This window comes from Streptomyces spectabilis (assembly GCF_008704795.1).
Taxonomy (GTDB): Bacteria; Actinomycetota; Actinomycetes; order Streptomycetales; family Streptomycetaceae; genus Streptomyces; species Streptomyces spectabilis.
This window is the reverse complement of sequence record NZ_CP023690.1, coordinates 6,216,319-6,229,885: the sequence shown is the minus strand read 5'-3', so window position 1 is coordinate 6,229,885 and position 13,567 is coordinate 6,216,319. Positions and strand designations below refer to the sequence as shown.

The following is a 13,567-nucleotide window of genomic DNA, read 5'->3' as shown; positions in this document are numbered from 1 at the left end:
GCGCCCTGAAGGCCGCCAGGTCACCCGCACGGCTCGTGCCCCGAGCGCCCCGCCCTGCTCCCCCGCAGGATGGACCCATGCCCAAGCTCCCGCCGCGTGCCAGGACCCTGGCCGCCACCGCCGTCCTGCTGTCCACCGCGCTCGCGGCCTGCGGTGACGGAGCCTCGGACAGCGCAGACGCCGCCGACGAGGCCCGGCCGGACCAGAAGCTGAGCTGGAAGGACTGCCCGGCGCCGTCCGCGGCCGAGGGCGGCGGCGGAGCCCCCTCACCGCTGCCCGGCGGGGCCACGTGGCAGTGCGCCACCATGAAGGCCCCGCTGGACTGGAAGAAGCCCGAGGGCGACACCATCGGCATCGCGCTCATCCGCGCGCGCTCCAGCGGCGCGAAGGACAAGCGCATCGGCTCGCTCGTGTTCAACTTCGGCGGCCCCGGCGGCTCGGGCGTCACCACGCTGCCCGCGTTCGGCGCCGACTACGCGAAGCTGCGCACCCGGTACGACCTGGTGAGCTTCGACCCGCGCGGCGTCGGCCGCAGCGACGGCGTGAAGTGCGAGGACGACGAACAGCTCGACACGTACTTCCAGCAGGACGCGACACCCGACGACGAGGCCGAGCGCAAGAAGTTCATCGACAACGTGAAGAGCTTCAACGGGGCGTGCGAGAAGAACTCCGGCACGGTGCTCCCCCATGTGCGCACCACCGACGTGGCCCGCGACATGGACCTCATGCGGCAGGTGCTCGGCGACGACAAGCTGCACTACTTCGGCATCTCCTACGGCACCGAACTCGGCGGCGTCTACGCCCACTTGTTCCCGAAGAACGTGGGCCGTGCCGTGTTCGACGCGGTCGTCGACCCCACCGAGACGCCCGAGCAGGGCTCCCTGGGGCAGGCCGAGGGCTTCCAGCTCGCCCTCGACAACTTCGCGAAGGACTGCGTGTCCCAGGAGGACGACTGCCCCGTCGGCGACACCGAGGACGACGTCGAGGCCCGTATCGCCAGGCTCCTGAAGGACCTGGACGCCAAGCCGCTGCCCGGCCTCCCGCCGCGCCGCCTCACCCAGACCGCGGCCACCAACGGCATCGTGCAGGCGCTGTACTCCCAGGACTTCTGGCCGTACCTGACCGAGGGCCTGGACGAGGCCTACGACGGCGACGGCCGGATCCTCATGGCGCTGTCCGACTCGATGAACGGGCGCGACGAGGACGGCGAGTACAGCAATCTGTCCGCCGCGAACGTCGCCATCAACTGCGCCGACGACAAGCCGCGTTACACGACGGCCGACGTCGAGGCGCGGCTCCCCCGGTTCCGGGAGGCCTCGCCGCTGTTCGGCGACTATCTGGCGTGGGGCATGCTCGGCTGCACCGACTGGGCCGTGCCGGGCCAGGCCGACCACCCGGACGTCCAGGCCTCCGGGGCGGCGCCGATCCTCGTCATCGGCAACACCGGAGATCCCGCCACGCCGTACGAGGGCGCCCGCAAGATGGTCGGCGCGCTCGGCGAGGGCGTGGGCGTCGAGCTGACGTACAAGGGGCAGGGGCACGGCGCGTACGACAGCAAGGACACGTGCGTGCGGGGCGCCGTGGACGGCTATCTGCTGAACGGGACGGTGCCGGAGTCCGGCACCGTCTGCGGGGCGGACAAGGGGGCGGTCCCGTCCGGCAGTTGAGGACCGTCCGGGGCGCTGTCAGTGGCCCCGCCTAGGATGGCTGGACGTTCTTTCGAGGGGGGAAGCGAGACATGCCGCGTTTCGTACGGTCGGCGGCTCTGGCCACCACGGTGACCCTGGTGGCCGCTCTCGCCGCGGGCTGCAGCGGCTCGTCCGACGACAAGAACGGCAAGAGCGGCGGGAGCGGCGAGCGCCCCGCGGCGCAGGGCGCCGACCCGGAGCCGCGGCCGGACCCCTCGTCCACGCTGCCCGCGGCTGTCGTCTCGCAGAAGCTCGACTGGCGCGCGTGCGAGGGCTCGGGCGAGGACGCGCCGCCCGGCGACGAGTGGCGGTGCGCGACCCTCAAGGTCCCGCTGGACTACGCGAAGCCGGACGGCGGGACGATCGGCATCGCCCTGATCCGCGCCGCGTCCACCGCCAAGAAGCGCGGCGACCGCATCGGCTCGCTCGTGTTCAACTTCGGCGGCCCAGGCGGCTCGGGCGTCTCCATGCTCCCGGCGTTCGCGGGTTCGTACGGCGACCTGCGCGAGCGGTACGACCTGGTGAGCTTCGACCCGCGCGGCGTCGCGGGCAGCGAGGGCCTGCGCTGCCGCAGCGACAAGCAGACGCGGGCGGCGGAGAACAGGGACCCCACACCGGACACGGCGGCCGAGGAGAAGGCGTATCTGGCCGACGCGGCGGCGTTCGGCGCGGGCTGCGCGCGGGACGCGAAGAAGCTGCTCCCCCACGTCTCGACGGCCGACGCGGCCCGCGACATGGACGTGCTGCGGCAGGTCATCGGCGACGAGAAGCTGCACTACTTCGGCATCTCGTACGGCACCGAACTGGGCGGCACGTACGCCCACTTGTTCCCGGAGAAGGTGGGCCGCCTCACCCTCGACGCGCCCGTCGACCCGACGGCGGGCGCGGTGGGCCACGCGCGGAACCAGGCGCGGGGCTTCCAGCGCGCCCTGGAGAACTACCTCAGGTCCTCCGGGGAGGTCCCCGGGACGGGCACGCGGAAGATAGCCGCCCTGCTGCGCCGTCTGGACGCGAAGCCGCTGCGGACGTCCACGCCCGGCCGCAGGCTCAGCGAGTCCCTCGCGACGACGGGCATCCTGGTCGCGCTGTACAGCAGACAGACCTGGCCGGTGCTCACCGACGCCTTGGAGAAGGCCGAGAAGGGCGACGGCTCGGGGCTCCTCGAGCTGGCCGACACGTACAACGAGCGGAGCGCGTCCGGCACGTACAGCACGCAGAGCCACTCGCAGCGCGCGATCGCCTGCCGGGACACCAAGGAGCGGCCGACGGCGGCCGAGGCCAAGGCGCGGCTCGCCCGGTTCCGCGAGATATCACCGGTGTTCGGCGGCTTCATGGCCTGGGACACGGCGGGCTGGTGCCACGACTGGCCGGTGGCCGGTCTTCAGGACACGCCCGAAGTGAGCGCCCCCGGCGCAGCCCCCGTCCTGGTCGTCGGCACCACCGGCGACCCGGCGACGCCGTACGAGGGCGCCCGGAAGATGGCGGACGAGCTGGGCGAGGGCGTCGGCGTCCAGCTCACCTGGAAGGGCGAGGGCCACGGAACGTACGGCAACGGCAGCGACTGCGTGGACGGCACGGTGAACGACTACCTGCTGAAGGGCAAGGTCCCGCGGGACGGCAAGGTCTGCGCACCATGACGAACGGCCCCCGGGTGGCAAGCACCCGGGGGCCGTTGAGGCCGAGGCAGTGCGTCTCGAAGCCCTGCCCTGCGGACCGGGCGGGCGCCTAGTAGACCGGCTTCTCGGGCTCGATCTGGTTGACCCAGCCGATCACGCCGCCGCCGACGTGGACCGCGTCCGCGAAGCCCGCGGACTTCAGGACGGCGAGGACTTCCGCACTGCGGACACCCGTCTTGCAGTGCAGGACGATCTTCTTGTCCTGCGGCAGGGTCTCCAGGGCGGTGCCCATGAGGAACTCGTTCTTCGGGATCAGCTTGGCGCCCGGGATCGAGACGATCTCGTACTCGTTCGGCTCGCGGACGTCGATGATCTCGATCTTCTCGTCGCCGTCGATCCACTCCTTGAGCTGCCGGGGAGTGATCGTCGAACCGGCGGCCGCCTCCTGGGCCTCCTCGGACACGACGCCGCAGAAGGCCTCGTAGTCGATGAGTTCGGTGACGGTGGGGTTCTCGCCGCAGACCGCGCAGTTCGGGTCCTTGCGGACCTTGACCTGGCGGTACTGCATCTCCAGGGCGTCGTAGATCATCAGTCGGCCGACGAGGGGCTCGCCGATGCCCGCGAGGAGCTTGATGGCCTCATTGACCTGGATCGAGCCGATGGAGGCGCACAGCACGCCCAGCACGCCGCCCTCGGCGCAGGACGGGACCATGCCGGGGGGCGGGGGCTCCGGGTAGAGGCAGCGGTAGCAGGGCCCGTGCTCGGACCAGAACACCGACGCCTGGCCGTCGAAGCGGTAGATGGAGCCCCACACGTACGGTTTGTTCAGGAGCACGCAGGCGTCGTTGACCAGGTAGCGCGTCGCGAAGTTGTCGGTGCCGTCGACGATCAGGTCGTACTGGCTGAAGATGTCCATCACGTTGTCGGCTTCGAGCCGCTCTTCGTGCAGGACCACGTTCACGTACGGGTTGATGCCGAGGACGCTGTCGCGGGCCGACTCGGCCTTGGAGCGGCCGATGTCGGCCTGGCTGTGGATGATCTGGCGCTGCAGGTTCGACTCGTCGACCTCGTCGAACTCCACGATGCCGAGGGTGCCGACGCCCGCCGCCGCGAGGTACATCAGCGCCGGTGACCCGAGGCCGCCGGCGCCCACACAGAGCACCTTGGCGTTCTTCAGCCGCTTCTGCCCGTCCATCCCGACATCCGGGATGATCAGGTGGCGGGAGTACCTGCGGACCTCGTCGACGGTGAGCTCGGATGCTGGCTCGACCAGGGGTGGCAGCGACACGGGGACTCCGTTGGTCGGATATGCGGAACGGTTGTTCTCTCCGTAACACTGCCACGGCCTTCTTCATTCCGAGACACCTGGTCCGATACGCGAGACGATGTCGTCCCAGTAACCGGGCAGGGCCTCCCAGGGGTCGCCGCCCAGGGCGCGGGAACCGCCGGAGCCGCCGCCGTCCGTGCGGTCGGTGAAGTAGATCGTCGAGGCGCCCTGCCAGCGGGCGACGCGCAGCGCCTCGTCGAGGTGGCCGCGCGGCACGCCGTGCACCAGGTGGCAGAAGCGCTCGGGCGGGTAGTCGGCGGTCCACTCGGCGACCTGGGACCAGCGGTAGTCGCTCCAGGGGCCGCTGAAGGTCACCAACTGGTCGGCGCTCTCGACGTATCCGGGGTACGGGTGGGACCCGTGCCCGAACACCACGTGCGCCCTGTCCAGGAGCGCACGCAGGGTGGTGACGGTGCGTCGGACCTCCGGGAGCGCCGTGCGCTCGGTCGGGCAGCGGGCGAGGAAGAAGCCGTCGACCAGGTACCAGTCGAGGTAGCGGTGGGCGTCGGAGACGAGCTCGCCGAAGCTGCGGGCGCCGTATGCCACGTCGAGGTGGCCGAGGACCCGGACGCCCGCGTTCCGCAGCCGTCCCGCGGCGTCGAGGCAGTGCGGGTCGGGCCGGTCGCCGGGGCCGCCCGCGACGTTCAGGACGACCCAGTGCAAGGAGCCGCAGGACCGGGTGAGTTCGGCCCACTCGGCGGCTGCGAGCAGCGGGTGGGCGGTGCCGGGGACACCGAAGCCGACGCGCAAGGGGGTCCGCGGGGCGCCGACGGCCGCGGTGCCCGTGGGGTGCGGTCCCCGGACCGGCAGGGGGGTGCGGCCGGGGCGCGGTGTGCGGCCTAGATGCGGCATGCGGCTTCCATCCAGATGTCGGCGAGTGACTCTTCGAGGTTGATGCGCGGCCGCCAGCCGAGGCGGTCGCGCGCGGTGCGCACGTCGGCCTGCTGCCAGCTGCCGCAGCCGTCCGGGTAGGGGTAGACGGCCGGGGACGCGTGGTCGGTGTCGGGCCTGGGGTGCAGGCCGGGCCTGCCGGGCGGCTGGTCGAGTTCGTGCAGGGCGCCGCCGTAGCCGGCGACGCGGGCGAGCACGGCGGCGGCGTCACGCAGCCGCACGGCGCGCCCGGAGCCGATGTTGACGATGCCCTGGGCCGCGGAGAGCGAGGCGGCGTGCACGGCGCGCGCGACGTCGCGCACGTCGATGAAGTCGCGCTGCACGCCGAGCCCGCCGAGCTTCAGCTCGCCGTCGCCGGACTGCATGGCGCGGCGCATGGCCTCGGCGAGGCGGCCGAGCGGTGATCCGGCGGGGGTGCCGGGGCCTGCGGGCGAGAACACCCTCAGGACCACGGCGTCGAGCCCCGAGCCGAGGACGAGTTCGGTGGCGGCCAGTTTGCTGACGCCGTAGGGGCCGCCGGGGCGGGGCACGGCGTCCTCCGCGGTGGACGAGCCGGGCTGGCTCGGGCCGTACTCGGCGCCGCAGCCGAGCTGCACCAGGCGGGCGCCGCAGCCGCTGCGGCGCAGGGCCTCGCAGATGGTGGCGACGGCGACGGTGTTGTGCCGGGTCAGTTCGCGGGCGCCGCCGCGGGTGGCGCCCGCGCAGTTGATGACGACGCCCGGGTGCACGGCGTCCAGGAAGCGGGTGAGCGCGCCGGGGCTGCCGCTTGCGAGGTCGAACCGTACGTCCGAGTCGTCCCCGCGGCCGAGCGCGGTGAGCTGGACCGCCGGGTCGGCGAGCAGCCGGTCGGCGACGAACCGGCCGAGGTATCCGTTGGCTCCGATCAGCAACACCCTCATCGGGCGCCTCCGGGGACGGACGCTCGGATGCTGGGCCTTGTCATCTGCGTTTCTCCTTCAGGGTGGTGCCGGCTGTCGCGGGTAACGGATGGACCGGCGCGGCCCGCCGCGACCGGGGGCCGCGCCGCCGGGGCCCGCACCGGGTGCGCGGGACCGGGGGTTCGGACCGCTCCAGGGCGGTGGGGTCGGGGGGTGCGCCTCGGGGGTACGGAAGCGGACGGCCGGGGGGCCGCGGGCGGGAGGGCCGCAGGCAGGCAGCCTGTGGGCAGCCGGGGCTGAGGTGCTTACAGGTGGCGCGCGCGCTCATGTCGTACCCCCGCGGGCGTGCGCGGAGGCGCGGCCCAGTACGCGGACCGCGCGGGCCAGCAGGACGGCGGCGCCCGCCCCGCAGACGACGGCGGGCGCGCCCCAGGTGAGGGCCGCGGTCTCCACCGGCGCCGCGAGGAAGCCGCAGCCCGGCAGGCGGGCCGCCCACGCGAGGGCCAGGGCCGCCGCCTCGGTCGCGCCGACCGCGGCGTAGACGAGGACGGCCGCGCGCGTGGAGCCGTGCGCCGCGAGCAGTCGGCCGAGCCACAGCAGCGCGGCCAGCGCCCCGACGCCCAGGGCGGGGGCCACCCCGCCGGGGCCGAGTGCGGCGTCCGCTCCGGCGAGTGCCAGGCCCACCGCGGCCGCGTAGAGCGCGAACACGCCGATCAGGAGCGGCCGTACGGACGCGGCGAAGTCGGCGAGCCCCCGGCTCCTGCCGAGCCGTGCGTGGGCCCGCACCGCGAAGAGCCGCGCGCACGCGAGGCCGGGCGCGACCGCCGCGGTGAGCCCGAGGGCGGCGAGGGCCGAGGGCGCCCAGGGCCGGTCCGCGCCCCCCGGTGCGGCGGCGCGCAGCAGGCCTTCGCCGAGCAGGGCGTACGCGAGCAGCCAGCAGGTCCACGCGCGCGTGGCCGACGCGGCGGGGCGGGGGGTGCGCAGCGGGCCGTGCCGCAGGGCGACACGTGTCGTGGCGGCCAGGGCGGCCGCCCCGCCGAGCGCCACGGCCACCCGTGCGCCGCCGGTGGTGAGGCCGAGTCCGGCGACGGTGAGGGCGCACACCGCGCCGGGGAGGAGCGCGAACACGGGCCATCCGGCGTGGACTTCGGGAGCCGCGCCGTGCTGCCGGTCGGCGCCGTCGTCCCCGGGGGTGTCGAGGGCGTCCCACTCGTCGTTGTCGCGCGGCACGCGCGCGTACATCTCCTCGGCAAGGGCGAACACGTCGCGGTGCCGGAACCGCGCGGCCGTGCGGTCGGTGACGCCGTGCGCCTCCAGGCCCGCCGCGATCTCCAGGGGGTCGACGGCGCGCTCGCAGAGGTCGCGGTGGCGGTGGAGCAGCGCCTTGACGGGGTCGACGGTGCCGCGCCTCGGGGCGGTCACGGCCGAAGCAGAGTCGAGAGCGGAGTCGAGAGCGGAGTCGTGAGCAGAGCCCGGAGCGGGGTCGAGCGCCGAGCCCGGAGCCGAGCCCGGGGCCGAGTCGAGTCCCTTCACGAGGCCACCTCCCCCAGCTGCCCGCGCAGCCCGCAGCGGGCGGCCCAGCTCGGCCCGGCGGCGGCCGCGGGGCCCAGGGGCGCGTGCGGTGTGAGCGGTGCGGCCCTGCCGACGGGCGCCGTGCCCGCGACGCCGCCGACGGCCCACCGGCCCGGCACGGACGCCTCGGCCGGGTGCGCGAACGGCACCGGCTCGCCCGCCTCGTCCACGGTCTCGCGGCGCACTGGGCAGTGCGAGACGATCTCCAGGTAAATGCCGTGAAATGCCTCGATGTTCTGCTCGACCGTGAAGAGTTCGAGCGCCCTGGCCCGCGCCGCCGCGCCGAGGCGTGCGCGGCGCTCGGGGTCGCGCAGCAGCGCCACGCACGCCTGCGCGAGCGCCCGCGGGTTGCGCGGCGGCACCACGAGGCCCGTGCCGCCGATGACCTCGACCACCGCGCCGACGTCCGTCGAGACCGTGGCGCGCCCGCAGAGCATCGCCTCGATCAGGCTGATGGGGAAGCCCTCGACGACGCTGGACAGGACGACCACGCCGCCCCCGGCGTAGGCGTCAGTGAGGTCCGGCGCCTCCGGCCCGCCGATCTCCTCGAACGAGACCGGGTTGGCGCCGACCGCGTGCACGTCGTCGGCCTCGTCGGGGAACAGCTGCGCGGCGAGCGCCCGGCAGTGGTCGAGATAGGCGGCCGCGCGCGCCCCGTCGGCGAGCGCGCCGACGATCCGCAGCCGGGCCCGGGGCTCCTCCTTGCGGACCTCGGCGAAGGCGTGCAGGAGCGAGATCAGGTCCTTGGCGGGCTCGATCCTGCCGACCCACAGGAGGGTGTGCGGTTCGCCGGGCTCCTCGCGCTCGCCGACCTCGGCGAAGCGGTCCGCCTCCAGGCCCGGGTAGACCGTGCGCAGCTTGGCGCGGTCGGCGCCGCACCGCTCCTGCCAGCGGCGGGCGTGCGCGTTGCCGGGGGTGATGACGGTGGCCTCGCGGTAGGTCTCGGCGGCGAGCCTGCCGTGGAAGGAGGCGAGCAGGGCCCGCGCGGGAGCGCTCGGACCGGGCTCCCCGGCACCGCCCGCGCCCGCCAGGTAGTGCGCCCGCAGCCGTACGCCGTACTCGGTGACGAGCAGCGGTACGCCCGCGAAGTGCCGGGCGAGCAGGCCCGGAAGCGCGGCGGCGCCGCCCGCCGTGGCGTGGCAGAGGTCGACGGCGCCGAGCGTGTCGTCGTCGTACCAGTCGAGGGAGAGCGGGCGCAGCACCCGTTCCAGGTCCGCGGCGACGGCGAGCAGGTCGGGCACGCGGGCGGCGCGGGCCGCCCGGTGCGCGCCGGGCGCGCGGCAGGCGCTCTCCAGGGCGCGCACGGCGTCCTCGGAGCGCAGGGCCCCGGCGAGCCCGCCGGTGTCGCGGGCGAGTTCGGCGAGCCCGTAGAGGCCGCTGCCGAAACGGTCCGCCAACTGGCCGGAGGTGCCCGTCATGCCCGCCGCGAGTTCCCCGAAGCACTCCGCGAAGCGCCGGCCCGCGCGGCGCCGCCCCCACAGCACCGACCGTCCCGAGGCCTCGCCCCAGAGCGCGGCGCTCCGTACCCGGCGGACCTGCGGGGGCAGTTCGACCCAGCCGAGTGCCTCCTGACGGGCGCTCCCGCTCAGTGCGTAGACGTCGAACTCGTGCTGCCCGAGCCCGCGCACGAGCCGGTCGCACCAGAGCCTGGCCTCACCGCCCACATACGGATAACCACCCTCCGTAAGCAGTCCAATGCGCACGCGTGCACCCCCGATCTGCCCTAGGCGAGCCGCCGTTGGCCCGGCGGCTCGCAGCGGGACGAACGTATGCGGACATGCCGGTGGCGCGACGGACGGTTGTCCATCGCGCCACCAGAAGGGGTGAAGAGCAGTAACTTTCCTGCACCGGTAGCGTTCCGTCGCGCTATAGAAGCCTCATAGGGCGACGAAAGGCGTCATGAGGGGCTCGTGGGAGACCCCCTCGCTCACGCGCAGTCATGCCACGGCCAATTCCTCCGGGGCCGACGGGGGCCGGGAGAGACGGGCCGCGCGCCGCTCGGCGGCGAGCGCGGGGTCGAGGGCGGGCACGGCGGCGAGCAGGTCCTTCGTGTACGGGTCCCGGGGCGAGTCGTAGACCTCGTCCACGGAGCCGTACTCGACGATCCGGCCGCGCCGCATCACCGCCACCCGGTCGCTGACCTGGCGCACCACCGCGAGGTCGTGCGCGACGAAGACGAGCGCGAGCCCCAGTTCCCGCTGCAGCTCCGCGAGCAGCGCGGTGACCTGGGCCTGGGTGGTCACGTCGAGCGCCGAGACGGGCTCGTCGCAGACGATGAGCCGGGGCTCGGCGGCGAGCGCCCGCGCGATGCCGACGCGCTGGCGCTGGCCGCCGCTGAACTCGTGCGGATAGCGGTCGTAGTGCGCCGGGTCGAGCCCGACGCGCTCCATCAGATCCCGTACGCGGGCGCGGATCGCGGCCTCGTCGCGGTCGCCGCGGGCGCGCAGCGGATCGGCGATCGACTCGCCCACCGAGCGGCGCGGATTGAGCGAGGAGACGGGGTCCTGGAACACCATCTGCACGCCGGGGACGGCCCCCGTGCCCCGCTGCTCGGCACCGGCGTGCCTCAGCCGCCCGGCGGTGGGCTCCAGGAGCCCCACGAGCATCCGGCCGAGGGTCGTCTTGCCGCTGCCGCTCTCGCCGACGACGCCGAGGGTCTCGCCGCGCCGCACGGTCAGCGACACGTCGTCGACGGCGACGAAGGCGCCCTTGCCGCGCCCGAACTCGCGCCGCAATCCCTTCGCCTCGACGACGACGTCGCCGAGCTCGCCGGAGCGCTCGTCGCGGACGGCGTCGACGCGCGGCACGGCGCTCAGGAGCTGCTTGGTGTACGCCTCCTGGGGCGCCGCGAGGACGTCGGTGACGCCGCCGCGCTCCACGACGCGCCCGTGCCGCATGACGAGCACGTCGTCGACGCTCCCGGCGGCCACGCCCACGTCGTGGGTGACCAGGAGCAGGCCCATGCCGGTCTCCGCGCGCAGCACGTGCAGCAGATCGAGGATCTGCGCCTGCACCGTCACGTCCAGGGCCGTGGTCGGCTCGTCGGCGACGAGCAGGTCGGGCTCGCAGGCGAGGGCCATGGCGATCAGGGCGCGCTGGCGCATGCCGCCGCTGAACTCGTGCGGACGCGAGCGCGCCCGGCGCGCGGCGTCCGCGATGCCGACCCGGCCGAGGACGTCGACGGCACGCGCGCGTGCGGCGCGGCGCGAGGCCCCGGAGTGGTGGCGGTACACCTCGGCGATCTGGTCGCCGACCGCGTAGTACGGGTCGAGCGAGGACAGCGGGTCCTGGAAGACCATCGCGGCGACCCCGCCGCGCAGCCGCCGCAGTTCGCGGTCCGTGGCCCCGGTGACGTCGACGCCGCCGACGCGCACGGCGCCGGTGACCCGCGCCCCGGTGTCCCGGTGCAGGCCGAGCAGCGCGGAGGCGACGGTCGACTTGCCGGAGCCGGACTCGCCGACGAGGGCGAGGGCGGCGCCGCGCGCCAGTGTGAAGGAGACCTCGTCCACGGCGCGCACGTCGCCGAAGTCGACGCTCAGGCCGTCCACGTGCACGAGGTGATCGTCGAGGCTCATGCGAGCACCACCCGTCGGTCGGCCACCGCGTACAGGACGTCCGCGACGGCGTTGGCGAGGACCACGAAGAAGCCGGTGACGAGGACCATGCCGACGACCACCGGCAGGTCGACGACCCGGACGGCGTGCACGAGTTCGCGGCCGAGCCCGGGCAGGCCGAACAGCGTCTCGGTGAGCAGGGCGCCGCCGAACATGGTCCCGAAGTCGTTGGCGCTCAGCGCGATCACGGGCGCGAGGGCGCCGCGCAGGGCGTGCCGCCCCACGAGGGAGCGCTCGCTGATCCCGTACGCGCGGAAGGTGCGCACATGGTCCTCGGCGAGCGTCTCCAGCATCGCGGACCGGGTCAGGCGCGCGTACTTGGCGGACTCGATGAGGGCGAGCGACACCCAGGGCAGGAGCAGGTTCCACGCCCACTGCTGCGGGTCCTCGGTGAACGGCACGTACTGCGGGAACGGCAGCCACTGGAGCTGGCCGCAGACCAGGATCATCAGGAGAAGCCCGATGACGAACACGGGGGTTGCCGTGCCCGCGAGCGTGACGGCGGTCAGGACGCGCTCGGTGGGGCGGCCGCGCCGCCACGCGGACACGACGCCGGTGCCGACGCCGAGGATCAGCCACAGGACCATCGCGCCGATCGCGAGCGACCCCGTGACCGGAACCTTGTTCAGGATCAGATCGGTGACCTGCTGGTCGGTCTGGTACGACAGGCCGAGGCAGGGCGCGTCGCAGTGCAGCACCGCGGTGCCGGTGGAGTAGTCGTGGCCGACGAAGACGCCGCGCAGGAACTCGAAGTAGCGCGTGTACAGCGGGTCGTCGAGCTTGAGCTGCTCGGCGACCTGCTGGACCTGGGCGGGCGAGCAGCGCGGGCCGCAGGTGATCTGCGCGACGTCGCCGGGGGCGACGTAGAAGACGGCGTAGATGACGACGGACAGGGCGAAGAGGGTGACGGCGGCGCCGACGGCGCGGCGCGCGACGAAGCCGGTGAATCCGGAGCCGAGGCTCATGACGCCGCCCCCTTCCTGCCGCGCTTCGTGCCCACCCGGAGGCGGGAGGCCGCGCGCGGGTCGAGGGCGGTGCGGACGCCGTCGCCGAGGACGGTCAGCGCGAGCACGGTGACGAACAGGGTGCCCGCGGGCAGCAGCAGGTACTGCGGTGCCGCCTGGTACCAGACGTCGGCGGAGGTGAGCATCTGGCCCCAGGACGCGGTGGGCGGCTTGACGCCGACGCCGAGGAAGGACAGGGCCGCCTCGACGGTGATGTTGGTGGGGACGAGCAGCGCGGAGTACGTGATGACGGGCGCGGCGAGCGCGGGCAGCAGCTCGCGGCGCGCGACGCTCGCCCCGCCCCAGCCGCTCAGGCGGGCCGCGGCGACGTGGTCGAGCGCCTTGAGCGAGATGGTCTGCGCGCGCACGATCTTCGCCATGCCGCCCCAGCCCACGATGCCGACGACGAGCGCGACGAGCACGGGGCGCGGGAAGCCGGTCGGCACGACGGCGAGGAGCCCGAGCGCGAGGACCATCACGGGCAGCGCCACCAGGACGTCGGTGGCGCGGCTGAGGGCGAGGTCGAGCCAGCGGTTGCCGAGGCCGCTGGCGAGCCCGACGCCGATGCCGAGCGCGACCTGGAGCACCGTCGCGATCAGCGCGACGCCGAGGGAGACCCGGGCCCCGTAGACCAGGCGCGCGAACAGGTCGCGGCCGGTCTGCGGTTCGACGCCGAGCCAGTGCTCGGCGCTCATGCCGCCGAAGGAGCCGACCGGCACGCCGCCGCGCGCGGAGTCGATGAGCTCCGGGTGGTACGTGGTGGGGTCCTGGCCCTCCAGGGCGGTGAGCAGGGGCGCGGCGAGCGCGACCAGGACGAGCAGGGCGACGATCGCGCCCGCGACGAGGGCGGCGCGCTGCGTGCGCAGGCGTCGCCAGAACTGACGGGCTCCGGAGGAGCCGGGAGCGGACGCCGTGGCGGCGTCCGCTCCCCCGCTCTCCGAGGCCAACAGGGCCTCACTCATGACGGATCTACCTGG

At 74.2% G+C, this 13,567-nt stretch carries 10 protein-coding genes; 2 read left to right on the top strand and 8 right to left on the bottom strand.

From position 1 onward, the window contains the following. The first annotated feature begins 77 nt into the window (after positions 1-77). Together CP982_RS27450 and CP982_RS27445 are read left to right on the top strand one after the other, a co-directional pair. The gene (locus CP982_RS27450) at positions 78-1,667 is read left to right on the top strand and encodes an alpha/beta hydrolase (RefSeq protein ID WP_150512915.1); all 1,590 of its coding nucleotides are present in this window, start codon (positions 78-80) and stop codon (positions 1,665-1,667) included. Positions 1,668-1,738: 71 nt separating this feature from the next. Next, on the top strand, positions 1,739-3,325 hold the full coding sequence (locus tag CP982_RS27445) for an alpha/beta hydrolase (RefSeq protein WP_150512914.1): 1,587 nt from the start codon (positions 1,739-1,741) through the stop codon (positions 3,323-3,325). An 88-nt stretch (positions 3,326-3,413) separates the two neighbouring features. Here the strand turns inward: CP982_RS27445 and moeZ are convergent, their stop codons facing one another. The 8 genes from moeZ to CP982_RS27405 all read right to left on the bottom strand — a co-directional run bounded on the left by moeZ (position 3,414) and on the right by CP982_RS27405 (position 13,552). Continuing rightward, on the bottom strand, positions 3,414-4,592 hold the full coding sequence (moeZ, locus tag CP982_RS27440) for an adenylyltransferase/sulfurtransferase MoeZ (protein ID WP_144320799.1): 1,179 nt from the start codon (positions 4,590-4,592) through the stop codon (positions 3,414-3,416). Positions 4,593-4,655: 63 nt separating this feature from the next. Then, positions 4,656-5,483, bottom strand: a complete 828-nt coding sequence (locus CP982_RS27435; protein WP_150512913.1) for a spherulation-specific family 4 protein — start codon at positions 5,481-5,483, stop codon at positions 4,656-4,658. Next, entirely contained in the window at positions 5,471-6,421 is a 951-nt protein-coding gene (locus tag CP982_RS27430; RefSeq protein WP_150512912.1) for an NAD-dependent epimerase/dehydratase family protein, read from the bottom strand. The genes CP982_RS27435 and CP982_RS27430 overlap by 13 nt, the downstream gene beginning before the upstream one ends. Before the next feature lie 303 nt (positions 6,422-6,724). Continuing rightward, positions 6,725-7,822, bottom strand: a complete 1,098-nt coding sequence (locus tag CP982_RS27425; protein WP_229878500.1) for a hypothetical protein — start codon at positions 7,820-7,822, stop codon at positions 6,725-6,727. Between the two features lie 107 nt (positions 7,823-7,929). Then, entirely contained in the window at positions 7,930-9,675 is a 1,746-nt protein-coding gene (locus CP982_RS27420; protein ID WP_184925218.1) for a DUF3492 domain-containing protein, read from the bottom strand. A 234-nt stretch (positions 9,676-9,909) separates the two neighbouring features. Beyond that, on the bottom strand, positions 9,910-11,547 hold the full coding sequence (locus CP982_RS27415) for a dipeptide ABC transporter ATP-binding protein (protein WP_150512911.1): 1,638 nt from the start codon (positions 11,545-11,547) through the stop codon (positions 9,910-9,912). Continuing rightward, positions 11,544-12,551 carry an ABC transporter permease gene (locus tag CP982_RS27410; protein WP_150512910.1) on the bottom strand — a complete coding sequence of 336 codons (1,008 nt, stop codon included), beginning with the start codon at positions 12,549-12,551 and terminating at the stop codon, positions 11,544-11,546. The genes CP982_RS27415 and CP982_RS27410 overlap by 4 nt, the downstream gene beginning before the upstream one ends. Then, positions 12,548-13,552 carry an ABC transporter permease gene (locus CP982_RS27405; RefSeq protein ID WP_150512909.1) on the bottom strand — a complete coding sequence of 335 codons (1,005 nt, stop codon included), beginning with the start codon at positions 13,550-13,552 and terminating at the stop codon, positions 12,548-12,550. The genes CP982_RS27410 and CP982_RS27405 overlap by 4 nt, the downstream gene beginning before the upstream one ends. Between the last annotated feature and the right edge of the window lie 15 nt (positions 13,553-13,567).